The sequence below is a fragment of the Deltaproteobacteria bacterium genome (genome assembly GCA_016208165.1).
In the GTDB taxonomy this organism is placed as follows: domain Bacteria; phylum Desulfobacterota; class Desulfarculia; order JACQYL01; family JACQYL01; genus JACQYL01.
This window is the reverse complement of the sequence record JACQYL010000062.1, coordinates 18,406-32,793: the sequence shown is the minus strand read 5'-3', so window position 1 is coordinate 32,793 and position 14,388 is coordinate 18,406. Positions and strand designations below refer to the sequence as shown.

Annotated in this window: 14 protein-coding genes; 3 read left to right on the top strand and 11 right to left on the bottom strand. The window is 55.7% G+C overall.

Annotated features, from left to right (window positions below; all coding sequences use genetic code 11):
* Window positions 1-12: 12 nt before the first annotated feature.
* Window positions 13-1,914 carry a hypothetical protein gene (locus tag HY788_13605; protein ID MBI4775186.1) on the top strand — a complete coding sequence of 634 codons (1,902 nt, stop codon included), beginning with the start codon at window positions 13-15 and terminating at the stop codon, window positions 1,912-1,914.
* A gap of 155 nt (window positions 1,915-2,069) precedes the next feature.
* On the opposite strand, the gene HY788_13600 is transcribed toward HY788_13605, so the two are convergent.
* From HY788_13600 to HY788_13565, 8 genes are all read right to left on the bottom strand, one after another.
* Window positions 2,070-2,582, bottom strand: coding sequence for a purine-binding chemotaxis protein CheW (locus HY788_13600; protein MBI4775185.1), 513 nt, complete (start codon window positions 2,580-2,582; stop codon window positions 2,070-2,072).
* 282 nt (window positions 2,583-2,864) lie between these two features.
* Entirely contained in the window at window positions 2,865-3,734 is an 870-nt protein-coding gene (locus HY788_13595) for an amidohydrolase (GenBank protein MBI4775184.1), read from the bottom strand.
* A gap of 160 nt (window positions 3,735-3,894) precedes the next feature.
* A complete protein-coding gene (locus HY788_13590) occupies window positions 3,895-5,130 on the bottom strand; it encodes a cytochrome c3 family protein (protein MBI4775183.1) in 1,236 nt (411 codons plus the stop codon).
* Window positions 5,131-5,639: 509 nt separating this feature from the next.
* On the bottom strand, window positions 5,640-5,957 hold the full coding sequence (locus HY788_13585; GenBank protein MBI4775182.1) for a cupin domain-containing protein: 318 nt from the start codon (window positions 5,955-5,957) through the stop codon (window positions 5,640-5,642).
* Between the two features lie 22 nt (window positions 5,958-5,979).
* Complete coding sequence (locus HY788_13580) at window positions 5,980-6,735, bottom strand: 4Fe-4S binding protein (GenBank protein MBI4775181.1); 756 nt, start codon at window positions 6,733-6,735, stop codon at window positions 5,980-5,982.
* 56 nt (window positions 6,736-6,791) lie between these two features.
* Window positions 6,792-7,529 (bottom strand): HD domain-containing protein, encoded by a 738-nt coding sequence (locus tag HY788_13575; GenBank protein MBI4775180.1) that lies wholly within the window; start codon window positions 7,527-7,529, stop codon window positions 6,792-6,794.
* A gap of 59 nt (window positions 7,530-7,588) precedes the next feature.
* Window positions 7,589-9,217, bottom strand: coding sequence for a hydroxylamine reductase (gene hcp, locus HY788_13570; GenBank protein ID MBI4775179.1), 1,629 nt, complete (start codon window positions 9,215-9,217; stop codon window positions 7,589-7,591).
* A gap of 115 nt (window positions 9,218-9,332) precedes the next feature.
* Window positions 9,333-10,160: a 4Fe-4S binding protein gene (locus tag HY788_13565; protein ID MBI4775178.1), complete on the bottom strand. Its 828-nt coding sequence runs from the start codon at window positions 10,158-10,160 to the stop codon at window positions 9,333-9,335.
* A gap of 109 nt (window positions 10,161-10,269) precedes the next feature.
* On the opposite strand from HY788_13565, the gene HY788_13560 reads away from it, so the two are divergent.
* Window positions 10,270-10,956, top strand: a complete 687-nt coding sequence (locus HY788_13560) for a Crp/Fnr family transcriptional regulator (GenBank protein MBI4775177.1) — start codon at window positions 10,270-10,272, stop codon at window positions 10,954-10,956.
* A 67-nt stretch (window positions 10,957-11,023) separates the two neighbouring features.
* On the top strand, window positions 11,024-11,848 hold the full coding sequence (locus HY788_13555; GenBank protein MBI4775176.1) for a TIGR02757 family protein: 825 nt from the start codon (window positions 11,024-11,026) through the stop codon (window positions 11,846-11,848).
* A 344-nt stretch (window positions 11,849-12,192) separates the two neighbouring features.
* Here HY788_13555 and HY788_13550 read toward each other — a convergent pair whose 3' ends face one another.
* From HY788_13550 to HY788_13540, 3 genes are read right to left on the bottom strand one after another with little or no spacing between them, the layout of a single operon-like run.
* Window positions 12,193-12,846: a YggS family pyridoxal phosphate-dependent enzyme gene (locus HY788_13550; protein ID MBI4775175.1), complete on the bottom strand. Its 654-nt coding sequence runs from the start codon at window positions 12,844-12,846 to the stop codon at window positions 12,193-12,195.
* Window positions 12,732-13,274, bottom strand: a complete 543-nt coding sequence (maf, locus tag HY788_13545; GenBank protein MBI4775174.1) for a septum formation protein Maf — start codon at window positions 13,272-13,274, stop codon at window positions 12,732-12,734. Before maf ends, HY788_13550 begins: the two co-directional genes overlap by 115 nt.
* Entirely contained in the window at window positions 13,271-14,044 is a 774-nt protein-coding gene (locus HY788_13540) for a TatD family hydrolase (protein ID MBI4775173.1), read from the bottom strand. The genes maf and HY788_13540 overlap by 4 nt, the downstream gene beginning before the upstream one ends.
* Window positions 14,045-14,388 lie beyond the last annotated feature (344 nt).

Sequence of the window (14,388 nt, the reverse complement as noted above, 5' to 3'; positions counted from 1 at the left end):
GGAGACCGGACGATGTCATTACACCGAACCGAACCCGTGTCCATTTGGATGAGAATCCTGTTTGTGTCCCTCTTCTTGTCAGGATTCTTCTCGACCTCGATCGAGCCCGCACACGCCGACGATGTCAAGTCGCTTCTGAAAGAGGCGAACAGTGAATTGAGAACCGCTGAACGACTTATGTTTGAAGGGAAAACCGACGAGGCCATCGCCGCCATTCCCAAGATCAAATCCCTCATCGACCAGGCCAAATCGGCCGACCCGGGAAACGTCTCCGTCAAGACCACGGAAAACAAGATGGTCAAGTTCATAAAAGATCTCGAACGGCGCACGGGAAAAGACGTCGGCGCAGGCGCGCTGACGGCCCAAAGCGAAAGCAAGGAAACAAACCTTCCTCCCAAGCCCGAAGTCAAAACCGTCGAAAAATCGGCGGTTGAGCAGCCGGCTATGGTCGCATCAGGAGTCAAGCTTCCCGGGGAAGTGAGCAGCAGGTTGGAAAAAATGGATGCGGCGCTGAAAAAAGGAGATGTGAAAGCGGCGCAGCGTTTGATGGGCGAAATCGAACGAGGATATTCCGACCATGTCAACCATCCGGAGGTGATCGCGGCAAGAGAACGCCTCGCGTCCCCCTCCTCAGGTCAGGGCGAAGCCGCAGCCCCTTCCTCCAAGACGACCGTCACGGCTCAAGAGAAGGCCGCCGGCACGGCCAAGCTGCCATACGAGGCCCGTCGGCCCATGGATCAGATCAATGCTTCCTTCAGATCCGTCGAAAGCGGGATAGCCAAACTGAACGATCCCGATTATAGGGGCTCCAAAGACCAGGTGATCACGAATTTGCGCTCCAGCTTGTCGGATATTGAAACGACATTGACCGAAGTCCGGGAACTTGCCGCCCGGAAAGGGGTCACTTCACACCCGGATATTCATCAGGCGGAAGCCCTCCTTGCTAATATGAAAACATCGGTTGATGAATCGGTAGCCGAATATGAGCGGACCGGGGCTATCGCCGAAAAACAGAGTCAAGGAGTCAACAAGGACGTCGAGGCCCTTAGACTGGAATACGAACGCCTGAGAATCGTGTTCGACAAAGCTCCGGGCGTCCCGATCTACTACAATGACCTCAAGCCGGTGGAAGAAACCATATTGGCCATCGAGGACTTCGAAAAGAATGAACTCCCCAAGGTCACGCCGACGATGGAGGCCTTCGCCGAAAAATACGGCTCAACCGGCGAGGAGATCGAGAGGACAACTTCGGAACTAGGGTATTCCGGGCAGGGTCGGGCCGCTTTTCCGTACGAAGAACTCGTCAAAGGAGTACGGAATGTTCGACTGACGCGGACCGTTATGGCGGAAGATCTCGCCAAGAGAGTCCAGGACAAGCTGCAAAACCTTCCCCGCCTCCATGACTTCAACCGGTTGCAGCAACACGACGTCATCCGGCAGTGGCTGCAGATGGCTCAACGCTTCTCCCCGGACCATCCAATGGTTAAAGAGCTCACGGCCGGCATCGAGCCCAAGCTGGCGGATGACACGGCGTCCTTCAAACAGAGAATCGCAGATCGAACCTGGCCCAAGAACGCCTCGAACGCTCCGGACAACGCCGACGAACTGGTCGAAGCTGCCATGGACTACTTCAACCAGGTCAACGCCCAGGATAAAGATCCCCGCACCCAGCTGGCGGTTGTGATCACCGGTCCGTGGTCGGTCCAACAAACCAATCTCCTGGGGGAACCCATCATGTACGGGCTGCCGGTGCTTGGCGCCGTCCAACTGGACCGCGAGAATCACAAGAATCTGGCGAGAGTGTTCGTACTGACTCTTCGCACCGCTGAAGGCAAAGGAGTCAAAATGGCGCCCCCCTTTGTGTCCGACACGGTGGGGGACAGCTATTACATGCCGGCCGACAAGGTGAGATAGCTTTGTTTTCCGCAAAATAGCCGGAGAAAATCCATCGCAGGCCCTGAACGCGAGTCGGCGCGGACAACCGGTTGTCCGCGCCGACCACGAATCATATCCCAATAGACAGATGGAGAGAACCTTCCGGCAAGCGGAGGTTCTCTCTCTACTGAATATTAGTGAACGGTCCCGATCATATCCATTTCGTTCGAAGATAGAACCCGATCGATATCCAACAGGAGTTTAACGCCCCCTTCTATCTTAGCCATGCCTAGAATGTAGTCCATGTCTGCATTGCCGCTGAACAAAGGCGTTTCCTCTATATTTTCACCCCTGATGTTCAACACCTCCGACACGGAATCCACCACGACTCCGAAAAGGACCGTTCCGCTCGTTCCCGATATTTCCACCACGATGATGCAGGTTCGTTCCGTATAGTCCGCCGATTCCAGGCCGAACCTCAGCCTGAGATCGATCACGGGAATCACTTTCCCGCGCAGATTGATGACTCCTTTGACAAATGCCGGTGTCCGCGGTACGGAAGTCACTTCTATCATCCCAATGATTTCCTTGATCTTAAGGATGCCGATCCCGTATTCCTCATCATCCAGACTGAACGTAAGGTATTTTCCTTCCTTGTCGACAATCCCATTGACCGACGCATCCATTGTTTTGGTAGTTCTTGACATCTACTGGCCTCCCCGTCCGAGCAAGACTCTGTATCCTGTTCGATAAAGTACTATTATATCAATTAATTAACCTATGCCATGGCAATTTGCCAAGGCGGTCTCTTACCAGTGTGTTAGTATCTTATCGGAACAATTCCTGTTAACTTGATCCTTTTCTCTCTGGAAATGGTTTCTTCTGCCTTGCGTGGCTGGAACATGAAGACGCGAAGAGAAGGGCGGCTGAGCCGCGGGGAAAGGCCGCCCGAATGGGAAAGAATAGGGTGACGCGGCCCGGGAGGTTCTTCAGACTGGAACGGAAAAAAATTCGACGGCGTTTCTGAACAGGATGCGGTCTTGCGTGTCCGCGGAAAGATCGAAAGCCATCACCCGCTTGATCTCCCGATCCCAGGCGTAAGGAATGTTCGGAAAATCCGTGCCGTACATAATACGATCGGTACGCATGCCTTCAAATTCGGACGTGATGGTATACGGAAAATATTCCGCCAGCATCATGGTGGTGTCGACCCAGATATGATCGAAGCATTCGAGCAATCCGCGGTAGGCTGAAAACTCGTCCGCACCCAGATGCGGCACACACAGTTTCAGATCGGGATGATTCTGCAGGACCGTTTCCACCTTCCCTGCAGCGCACAAGTCATAGGGATCACACGCATAGGCTTCGCTCTTGGGTTCCCGCCCGACATGCATGATCAGCGGCTTTCCTTGCTCGGCGCAGACTTCGTAGATCTCGTTCATAGCCCCGCTTCCCATATCGAAGCACTGGACGTGGGAATGCAGTTTCACTCCATGCAGGCCGAGTCCGAACGCTTCCTCTAGGATCTTCCGCGCGTCCCTCTCGCCGGGAAACACGGTGGCCATGCCGATCGCCTTTTCGTTTCGTTGGCACAACCGGGCCATAAAAGAGTTCAGTTCCCGAGCGATTCCCGGCTTGTGTGCGTATTGAAGGGCGGCGATCCGGTCGACCCCCCTCGAGAATAGATAATCGAGCGCCTCTTGAGCCGTCAGTTTGTACCTTATGGGCCAGGCGTGCGTGTCGAACCATTTACGTATGGCTTCGAAGATTCTGTCGGGAAACACATGGACGTGACAGTCCATAACTCGGGTTACGGAAGCGGGCACACGGTCGGCTTCCGCATCGCCGGGTGCGGGCATGGATTTGGTCAATTGGTTGGTTGCGGCCCGAGGCTCGCGCGTCATCGCGATCATTCCTTATGAGTCGGAGATGGCTAAGCGGAAAAGAGTCCGGACCACACCCCCGATTCAGGGTTTGCTTCAGCGGCGTGTCTTAAATGCAATCCGCCGCCGGCATCTACTACCGCTGAGCCTCCATTCTCATCTTCGGAGCCAGCTCACGAATCTCTTTAAGATCCTTTTTCATCTTGGCAAAGCCGTACCATGTGGCGAAATCCGGATTCATGTGAAACGAAGATTGAAACGTTTTCATCCGGTGATCCATGAACATTTCGTACAAGATCAACTCGATTTTCGTGTTCACTTCATAAAACGAGAGCAAATCGGGATACGCAAAATACCCCTCCCGCATCGGGATGATACCGTCTTGATAAAGACTTCCCACAATGTGAATCGCTTCGGCAAAGAGACGATCCGCTTCCCGCAGCATGACATCCCCGTTCTGGATGTTTTCCTGGTAGAAGCCGGCCGAGTGGCACTCGGCGCAGACCCGGGCGTAGCGATTTCGCTCTGCTTCAAATTCCTCTTTCGTCAGACGAGCCAGTTTGATGCGTTTCACCAGATCCAGCCGCGGCGTCGGGTTGCCGGAGGGATCCAATACTCCCAGACCTTTGAGGATCGTAATGCGATCCGCCAGCCATCCCTCATCCTCCTCAGGAAGGCGCACACCCAGAAAACCCCAGGCGGAGAACACTCGGTGATTGCCTTCGGGCATGTGGCAGGTCTGACACGTGGGGGCCCTTTCAAGGTTCTCCGAACCCATCGCGCGGTTGGTCAGGTAAGTGACACCGTGCTTCGATCCGGACCACATTTCCCATTGGGCGTGATCAAATCCCATATGGCAGGGCAGGCAGGCTTCGGGCTGTAAAGCTTCTTTCTTGGAGAAGGCGTGACGCGTATGGCAGCTCTGGCAGTCCATACCGTAAGGATAATACCTCCGACTCTCGTCGCTTTTCACCCCCAGCGCATGGCATCCCCCGCAACCCTTCTGCCCTTCTATGAACACCTTGGGCTGGGCGTGCGTATAGGGCATGGCCTGCATGGCCGCAAGCCCCAGCGCGTGCTTTCCATCCAAATATTGCTCCACTCTGGCCTTGTGGCAGGTGCGACACGTTTCGAAAGTGGGGAGCTTGGCTTTATCCACGTCGTCGGAATCCAGGTGTTCAAGACCGTGACAATCCGAGCAATCCAGTTTTTCAGCCATTTTGGACCGATTGAAATCCTTGGCCTGCTTGGGCGCGATTTTTTCGTGACAGGTTTCGCACGGGGACGGTTTGGCCCAGCTGAAGCTTGCGGACCACCACGTACCCAGGCATAGACTCACGAGAGCGATCAGAATCGACCTGGCTTTCAGCATGCATACCTCCCCTGCCGACACCTTGGAAACTCAGGGAAACCGCCTTCTTCCCTTTGTCCACATTCCAGGCGGCGCCGGTATTAAGAGGACTACCGATTCCCCGTTCCACAACGGGTACCCATTCAGAACAGTTTTCGGACCAGGGGCGGCCGATAAAAACCTACGTCGGCTTCCGGTGCCCGGCGTGTTGTCGCCTCCGTCATCCCGAGTACGAATCACTCCGGCAAGATCACCCGAACCTGTGCATCCCGCCGATGACCGGTGAGACAAACGCCTGAGGGCTGAAGACGATGGAGAAGTTCGACCGGGAGTCCCCTGACCTGCTCCTGGGGACTTTACCAGACTTGGGATGGAAGATTCAAATGTATTGAGGAAGTAAACACCTGAAGGGACGTCCGGGGCGCCCCCTGCCCCTGTGCTTCCAATCGGATCGGAAGGACTATTTCACGGCAAGGGAAACGGCCCGGCATCGATTCAGGGCGTTTGTGCAGGCGGAAACGCCGGGTTTCTCAAATGGGCGGCGCTATGGTCACCAGTATGCGCAGGGCGGTTTTCGCTCTGACGCCGTGAGGCTCGGCAATATCGGAAATCAGGACATCGCCGGCGACCGCGGGCAGAACGGCATTGTCCTCGCCAAGGAACTCCCCTTCTCCCTCGAGGACGGCGATACTCACCTGCCCCTCGATGTCGTGGGAATGTACCGGCAGCTCCTGACCCGGGTTGAAGTTGAAATTCAGTATCTTAAAATATGGGGAATCATGCACCAGCAACCTCGTAAACGCCTTCTCGGAAAAACCGTTGTTTTTATACACTTCCACCTTTTTCATGATCTCCTCCTCCCTTGGCCGTTCATGCTGCGCATTGATCTCTGTGGACGATCCCGCCTTGACGTCCGATGACGATCTCTCCCACGGGTATCTGTTTGCCGGCGGCTGCGGCTCCCTTTCTGACGATCATGGGCAGGGCCGAGCAACACGGAACTTCCATGTCCACAACCGTGACGCTTCTGATATCGGCGGCTTTGAAGATGTCCGCAAATCGCTGAACATATTCCTCCACGTCATCGAATTTGGGACATCCCATCAACACCACTTTGCCCTTCAACAGATCCTGGTGAAAGGCGGGATAGGCAATCGGGGTGCAGTCCGCCGCCACCAGCAGATCCGCTCCTTTGAGAAACGGAGCCGTGGGAGGGACCAGCCGAATCTGCACCGGCCAGTGGGTCAGTTGAGACTCGGAAGAAACGTTTGTCCGCGGCGCATTGGCCCGGCTGCACTCGCTCGCGGACGGAAAGGTCATGACGCCCGCCGACGGGCATTTGGAAACAACCGGCGGCGCCTCTTGCGGTTGTCGCGTTTCTTTTTCATTCAGGTAGTGCTCGACCGCCTGCTCGTCAAAATCCTCGGCCTCCCGCTCCATGATCCGAAGGGCTCCGGTGGGACAGTCACCCAAACAGGCGCCGAGTCCGTCGCAAAACTTTTCCGCAACTAAACGGGCCTTGCCGTCCCGGACTTCGATAGCGCCTTCAGCGCAAGACGGAACGCAACTCCCGCATCCGTCGCACAACGATTCGTCGATCTCGACAATTTTTCTTTTTATTTTCATGACTTCCTCCCACAATGCTCACGCGGCCAAGGCTTCAATATATCCAGCGGATTATGCTATGCTCCATGGTTTAGAAGCGCTTTCCTCGCGGTCTCCCGCCCGTTTTCAGTGAGGAACGACCGATTGATGCGTTCTTTCATCTTTTCCGATTCCGGAGATTGATCTTTCGCCTGTTCCTCGAGATTGGTAATCAGATCCGCGTCGTATACCACTTTGAAATTCACGGAGTCATCACCCCGCGGCGAATGATGATGGCTTACGATGTCGCAGACCTCGTCGATCAGATGCTCGTTGGCGCCCAGCTTGGTCAGAATGGTCCTGGCAATGGGCGGCCCTTCCTCGTGCTGATATCGCGCGGCCGTGCTCTGGTATTTCCGTTCCGCTTCGTGAATGCCGATGTCATGCAGATAGGCCGCACACAGGATCACCGCCAGATTACCGCCTTCCTCCTTGCCGATGGTCTCCGCGTATCTGGCCACCCTGGTCGCATGGCCTATTCTCTTGAAATCCCTTCCGAAATACCGCTTCATTTCGATGGCGACCCGGTCCTTCAGAAGATCGTCCCGTTCCGCCAGAAGCTCCGGAGGCAAGTTTCCCAGGCACTGTTCCGCATACTTGCAGTAGGAAGCACATCCGAAATCCATCCTCGGATTCACCACGCGTCGGCCGCATCCCTTGCAGTTACGCGCCGGCTCGTCTTTGAAAAACTCAATCTCTTTCCCGCATCCGGGACACCTGGTCTCGAATATGGCTCCGGGTTTCCAGTATTGGGTCTCCTGTCCGGGACACTTCATAACACCTCTCCTGCCCTTGGCGTTGGATTGCAGGGGGGAATCCCCCCTGCTCATAGAACTTAACCAAGAATGGCCTTCAAGTCACCCTCCGGGGTGGTGATAGGCATGATATTGAAGTTTTTCACCAGCACATCGAGCACGTTGGGGGTCACGAACGCGGGCAAAGACGGCCCCAGGCGAATGTCTTTGATCCCTAAGTGCAGCAGAGTCAGAAGAATGGCCACGGCCTTCTGTTCGTACCATGACAGGATCATGGACAGCGGCAAATCGTTTACGCCGCAGTTGAAGGCGCCGGCCAGAGCCACCGCGATCTGAATCGCCGAGTAGGCATCGTTACACTGCCCGATGTCGAGTAGTCTCGGAATGCCCCCAATGTTCCCCAGGTCCTTGTCGAAAAAGCGGAACTTGCCACAAGCCAGGGTCAACACCACGCTGTCCTTCGGTACCTTCTCGACAAACTCGGTGTAATAGTTTCGTCCCGGTTTGGCTCCGTCGCATCCGGCTACCAGGAAAAAGTGCTTGATGGCGCCGCTCTTCACGGCTTCAATCACTTTGCCCGCCACGCTCATTACCGCATTGTGACCGAAACCGCACATCACCTTCTTGCCGTCCGTGCTGTCGGCAAAACCGGGCATTGCCAAGGCCTTCTCGATTACGGCCGCGAAGTTGAGATCGCTGATGTGCTTGACGCCGGGCCAGCCGACCACCCCCGAGGTGAAGATGTTGTCCTTATAGGACTCCTGAGGCTTCTGAATGCAGTTGGTCGTCATGAGGATGGCCCCCGGGAAGTCGCTGAACTCGCGAATCTGGTTTTGCCAGGCCGTACCGAAATGCCCGGCAAGATGACCATACTTCTTCAATTCGGGATAGGCGTGTGTGGGCAGCATTTCACCATGAGTGTAAACACTGACGCCCTTGCCTTCCGTCTGTTTGAGCAACTCCTCGAGGTCCTTGAGATCGTGGCCCGACACCAGGATGGCTTTGCCTTTCCTGTGGCCTAAAGAGACTTGCGTCGGCTCGGGATTGCCATAGGTGCCCGTATTGGCTTTGTCCAGCAATTCCATCGCTTTCAGATTCACTTCGCCGGTCTTGAGCGCCAGACCGACCCAGTCATTCAAGCCCAGATCCTTGTTCAATGTGGCCGCCAATGCTTCATGAATAAAGGCATACACTCCGTCGTCTTCTTGCCCTAAGATCCTAGCGTGATCGGCGTAGGCGCAGACTCCTTTGATTCCATACACCGTGACCTGCTTCAATGAATGAATATCCGGGTCCACCGAAGGATCGGATTTGACTCCTACGGAGTCTCCCTGCTTGATGAGGCCTTCCAGGGTCGAAGCCGGTTCGAAACGGGCGGGTCCATCCCCAAAGTCCGTGGCGCCGCCGGCGGCCCTGACCTTCACCTTCAGCGCGTCTCGGATTTCCACACAGCGGCGGACGAATCCTGCGATATCCTGAGGGTCGAAATTCACGTTGGTCAGCGTGGAAAACATCCCTTTTAGCGTGAATACGTTGGCCTTGTGGTCGTTGACACCCACCTTGCGGCCTTCAACCGCCACCTGGGACAATCCTGTCAAGGCGTAAACCAGGAGATCCTGCAGAGCCGCAACCTCCGGTTGCTTTCCGCAAACGCCGACTTTCACGCATCCTTCGCCCTTGGCCGTCTGTTCACATTGATAACAAAACATGTCGTTCCTCCTTGTTAATGGATGGATGTTTCGGGAGTCGTATCGCCCGAAGAACGGGCCTCAATTTCGTATCTTGAGCATCAATCTAACCACTAAAGAACGAATCGTCCTTGACCTAAGTCAAGAGCGTCATTTTTTCTGATTTCTTTCTCAATTTCTCGACCAACACTTCCATCCCTTCCCTGTTGAGCACTTCCCCGAAGCGTTCTCCTTCACGACAGTGAGACGTGTACACCTCCAAGCAGCCGTCAAGAATTTCCAGGACCTCCGATACCGGGTGAACGCCCTCGAGTTCGATACCCAATTGGGGATGTCGTCCCAGTTTTCCGCCCACCAGCACACGGTATCCGATATCTCTTCCGACCAGGGCACCGGCAGGGCAGGCTTCTATACATCGACCGCAAGCCAGGCATGCGTCCTCATCCAGGATTGGCGCACGTGCGTCTTCGGGCAGAAGCAGAGCCCCCTCGCGGCACGTCTCGACGCATTCGGAACACCGGTCGCAATCTTCCGTAACGATGGCGGGACGGCGGGCACCCAGGATTCCCACATCCACGATTTGCGGACGCGAGCAGGCGTTTGGACATCCGGAAACGGAGACTCTAAACTCGTGATGCAGTTTCAACGGTCCTTGGACACGATCTTTGAGAAACGATTTCAACTCCTTGGAAGCTAACAGTTCGTCTATCCGTCCGACCAATTCCGCATCGTTCCGTATCCTGTTGGGACACTCTCCGTTCCCGAAGCAACTTTCCACCTGGTAGCCCTTGACCTCGTCTTCCATGTTTTCCAGAAATCGCTTCCGGCTTGCTTCCACGTGCTCGATACGAACCTCCGTGGCCCCTTGCCGGACAGCCTCCTCCTCCACCTTTCTTCTTACCCGTTTCCGCACAAAAAACGGCGCCCTCGACACGGCTTCCTCCGCTGGTCCGGTCCACTTCATACTGAAAGCTCCTTCATGGTCTGGTTTTGGAATCTACAAACCCATTTTATAGCAGGACGAGAGGATATACTTTGACTTAAGTCAAAACGGCAGGTATGTTTTTTCCCCCATGGACACAATTCAGCTCATTTCAGCCGTCCCGCTGTTTCAGGGACTTCCTTTGAATCAGCTTCAGGACCTGTCGACCATTGTAGTGGAGAAGAGCTATCGCAAAGGGCAGACGGTTTTCTCGGAAGGCGCTGAAGGAACGGGATTCCACGTGGTGATCGAGGGACGCATCAAGGTGTATAAGCTCTCTTCCGAAGGCAAAGAACAGATCCTCCACATCATCGAACCGGGCGAGCCTTTCGGGGAAGTGCCGGTATTCGAGGGAGGACGGTTTCCAGCCCACGCCCAGGCCCTCGAAAACTCGAAAACCTATTATTTCCCCCGGAAAGGGTTCATCCGGCTGATAGAAAAGAACCCTTCACTCGCCTTGAACATGTTGGCCATACTTGCCAGACGGCTTCGATCGTTCACTCGTCTCATAGATGATCTCTCCCTTAAGGAAGTCCCCAGCCGCCTGGCCTCCTACTTTCTTCGGTTGAGCGACCGTCGCGACGGCGGCCTGGATCTTCAGTTGGATATATCCAAGGGGCAGCTGGCCAGTCGTTTGGGCACCATACCCGAAACTCTGTCTCGTATTCTGGCCAAAATGGTTCGCAACGGGTTGATCGACATCGACGGTCCAAACGTTCGAATCCTGGACCGGGAAGGGCTGGAAACCGTGGCCGAAACAGGCAAAGGACTTGTTTGAGCAGTAGCCTTCTTCAACCCTCCGGCTCAATGGTACCATAGAATATCACGCAGGAATAACATCCAACATGCAAAAAACCGCCCTGAAAACGTCCCTAGACAGACACCTGGACGATCTGTATCTGCGGTACAACCGTCGTGAATTCGTGCATCCGGATCCGTTGGCCTTCCTCTATCCCTACGAGGACGTGCGTGACCGCGAAATCGTGGGACTCATCGCGTCCGCTTTGGCTTACGGCAGAGTAAACCAGATTATGAAAAGCGTGGGTCTCGTTCTCGAACGCATGCCCTCGCCACATGCCTTTCTTCGGCAGGCAAGTTTGCGTTCGCTGGAAAAGACATTTCAGGGCTTCAAACACCGGTTCACCACCGGCGAAGAACTGGCCGCTCTGTTATTTGGGGTCAAACGCGCAGTCGAGCGTCACGGTTCTCTGAGTTCGTGCTTTCGTCTGGGTTTGCACGACGAGGACGACACGGTGCTCGAAGCGCTGGCCGCCTTTGTCGACGAATTGTCCACACTGGCGAATCGTTCGTTGAGCTTTCTTTTGCCTTCGCCCACCAAGGGAAGCGCCTGCAAACGGCTGCACCTGTATTTACGGTGGATGGTGAGGCGGGACGCCGTGGATCCGGGGGGGTGGAAATCGGTGGACCCGTCCAAACTGGTCGTGCCTTTGGACACACATATGTATCGAATCGGCCTGGCCTTAGGATTGACCGGATGCAAGCAAGCCAACATCCGGGCGGCTCTCGAAGTCACTGCGGGATTCCGGACCATCGCCCCCAATGACCCCGTTCGGTACGACTTTGCCCTGACCCGGCTCGGCATTCGAACCGACACGGATCTGAACGCCTTTCTGAAGACATGTGGCGTGAAAGGGCACGCATGCTTATGATACAAAAAAGTGCAAAGTCCAAGCTCACTCGCGAACATTCTGCGTTGCTTCGTGACGCTGTTTCTCACGATCGGAAGGAGGAGTAGGTTTGAACGTTAAGCGCAGCTGGTGGCTCATAGCTCTGGCCGTCGCACTCCTGATTAGCTCCCTATCCATATAGGTCCTACACTACCTGATATTCAAGGACACCCACCATATATTCATCTTTCTCCTGCACGATGTTGCTTTCCTGCCCATCGAAGTGCTTTTGGTGGGTTTGATTCTCGAAAGAATATTGGAGCGTCGTGAAAGGCGCATCCGGCGGATCGGGGCTTCCCCTCAAGGGCATCTTGGAAGGGACGTTTTTATTGCCTGGAGCCAAAAATGGCAGTGCCCACTCGAACCAGGGTGGCGCCCTCTTCGATCGCCGTTTCGAAATCGCCGCTCATGCCCATGGATAATTCCTCGAGACGAATGTTCGGAGACCATCTCCGATTCTTGACCCTTGCCATACGTTCACGCAGCCGGGCAAAGAAAGGCCGTACCCGCTCGGGCTGATCGAAGTAGGGAGGCATGGTCATGAGACCGCGTACGCGCACGTTCTCCAAGGTCTGGATTCGATCCAGCAGCGGTTCCAGCTGCTCGGGAACGATACCGAACTTGGACGCTTCTCCGCTCACGTTTACCTGAATCAGGACGTCCGCGGTTTTGTCGAGAATCGCCGCACGTTTGGAAATCTCGTGCGCAAGGTTGAAACTGTCCACAGAATGGACCAGATCGAACAGGCGCACTACCGGTTTTGCTTTTTTGGACTGAAGGTGTCCAATAAAATGCCAGGAAACCGGAAGCTCGAATTGGTCGATTTTCCCCTGAGCCTCTTGAAGATAGTTTTCTCCCAGGATGCTCACCCCGGCTTGCACAGCTTCGGTCGCGTGTAAGAACCGTGGACGGCCCGCACCATGAATGAACCCAGTCCCTGGACGGCATATGCGCCTGCTTTGTCCATCGGCTCGCCCGATCCGACGTACCGCTCGATCTCGTCCTCGGTGAGGTCTTTGAATTCCACTCGACTTTCAATGGATCGAACATACCGTATATTCCGGCCGCCGTGGTACCAGCAAAAGGAAGTCACTACCTCATGCACTCGGCCGCTCAGCGCGGACAGCATGAGACGGGCCTCGTCCCGGTCCCCCGGCTTGCCCAGAATCCGTCCGTCGGAAAACACCACCGTGTCCGCTGCCAACACCCACGTATCGGGAGCGCCCGCGCCCACGGCCTCGGCCTTCTCCAGCGCCATGCGGCGGGTGTAGGCCTCGGGAGTCTCGCCCTGGTGCAAACGTTCGTCACAGCGCGCGGGACGCACGTCGAAGGTCAATCTCATTCTCCGGAGGAGTTCTGGTCGGCGCGGAGATTCGGAAGCGAGTATGAAAAGCGCGTGTTCGGTCACGGAAACTCCGGGAGGCCGAAGAAAGCCACGGCATTTCGGGTAGTCTGTTCGAAGACGCGCTCGGGAGACATCCCGAGGAGTTCGGCCAGAGCCCGGGCTACGTGCACCACGAACGCCGGCTCGTTTCGCTTTCCTCGATGGGGTATCGGCGCCAGATAAGGAGCATCCGTTTCGACCATCACCCGGTCCAAGGGGACCTTCGCTGCCGCCGACCGCACATCGTCCGCCTTTTTGAAGGTCAGGATGCCCGTGAAGGAGATGAGGAAGCCCAAGTCCAAATACGGATTCACGTCTTTCGCACTTCCCGTGAAGCAGTGGATCACGCCGCCCACCTCGTGAGCCCGGCCTTCCCGCAGGATGCGAATGGCCTGGTCGTGGGCCTCCCTGACGTGGACGATGATCGGCTTGCGAACGGCTCGCGCCATCTCGATTTGAATTTGAAACGCCCGTTCCTGTTCTTCTCGTGGTGAGTGCTCATAGTGATAGTCAAGCCCGATTTCGCCGAGGGCCAATAGCCTGTCATCGTTTAACAGCGGCTCCATTTGCCCCAGGGCGCGATCCATACTCGAAGCTTCGTGGGGATGCAGCCCCACCGCGGCGAATACCCGGTCGTTTTCATGGGCGATGCGGATGGAACGGCTCCATTTGGCGATCTCGGAGCCCACGGTCACCACCCATCCGACGCCCCCGCGCTCTGCGCGATCGAGTACATCCCTCAAGTCATCCAGAAAATCGTCCATGTCCAGATGGGCGTGAGTGTCGATGAGCATCAGGGAGGTCTCCTGCAATCCGCGGCGTACCGTGCGCCGCATTGTTCAAGAACCGGTCATTCGCCTAACCGGTTCGTTCTTTCCCGACGGACGAGTCGGACGCCGGCTTCCCGACTGAACCAGCCGGATAGGATCCACATCGAGAACTGTTCGAAATACGCGTCCGGAATCGGCCGAGTTGAAAATTTAGTAGTGGAAAAGGCCTCCGGAGTCAACCCTGGCGGGCGGAACGTATACCGTGCCGCCTGGTTGCCGTGGGTTTACCCTCGTTCACAGGGATCGTTTTCCTCAAACGCTTGGCTCCTGATCGCAAATGCTTTACGCTGTCGTCATGGACTAGTACA

Bases quoted from the DNA above. Each gene is read 5' to 3' on its own strand.
- HY788_13605 (MBI4775186.1), top strand. From the start codon at position 13: ATGTCATTACACCGAACCGAACCCGTGTCCATTTGGATGAGAATCCTG.
- HY788_13600 (MBI4775185.1), bottom strand. From the start codon at position 2,582: ATGTCAAGAACTACCAAAACAATGGATGCGTCGGTCAATGGGATTGTC.
- HY788_13595 (MBI4775184.1), bottom strand. From the start codon at position 3,734: ATGCCCGCACCCGGCGATGCGGAAGCCGACCGTGTGCCCGCTTCCGTA.
- HY788_13590 (MBI4775183.1), bottom strand. From the start codon at position 5,130: ATGCTGAAAGCCAGGTCGATTCTGATCGCTCTCGTGAGTCTATGCCTG.
- HY788_13585 (MBI4775182.1), bottom strand. From the start codon at position 5,957: ATGAAAAAGGTGGAAGTGTATAAAAACAACGGTTTTTCCGAGAAGGCG.
- HY788_13580 (MBI4775181.1), bottom strand. From the start codon at position 6,735: ATGAAAATAAAAAGAAAAATTGTCGAGATCGACGAATCGTTGTGCGAC.
- HY788_13575 (MBI4775180.1), bottom strand. From the start codon at position 7,529: ATGAAGTGTCCCGGACAGGAGACCCAATACTGGAAACCCGGAGCCATA.
- hcp (MBI4775179.1), bottom strand. From the start codon at position 9,217: ATGTTTTGTTATCAATGTGAACAGACGGCCAAGGGCGAAGGATGCGTG.
- HY788_13565 (MBI4775178.1), bottom strand. From the start codon at position 10,160: ATGAAGTGGACCGGACCAGCGGAGGAAGCCGTGTCGAGGGCGCCGTTT.
- HY788_13560 (MBI4775177.1), top strand. From the start codon at position 10,270: ATGGACACAATTCAGCTCATTTCAGCCGTCCCGCTGTTTCAGGGACTT.
- HY788_13555 (MBI4775176.1), top strand. From the start codon at position 11,024: ATGCAAAAAACCGCCCTGAAAACGTCCCTAGACAGACACCTGGACGAT.
- HY788_13540 (MBI4775173.1), bottom strand. From the start codon at position 14,044: ATGCTCATCGACACTCACGCCCATCTGGACATGGACGATTTTCTGGAT.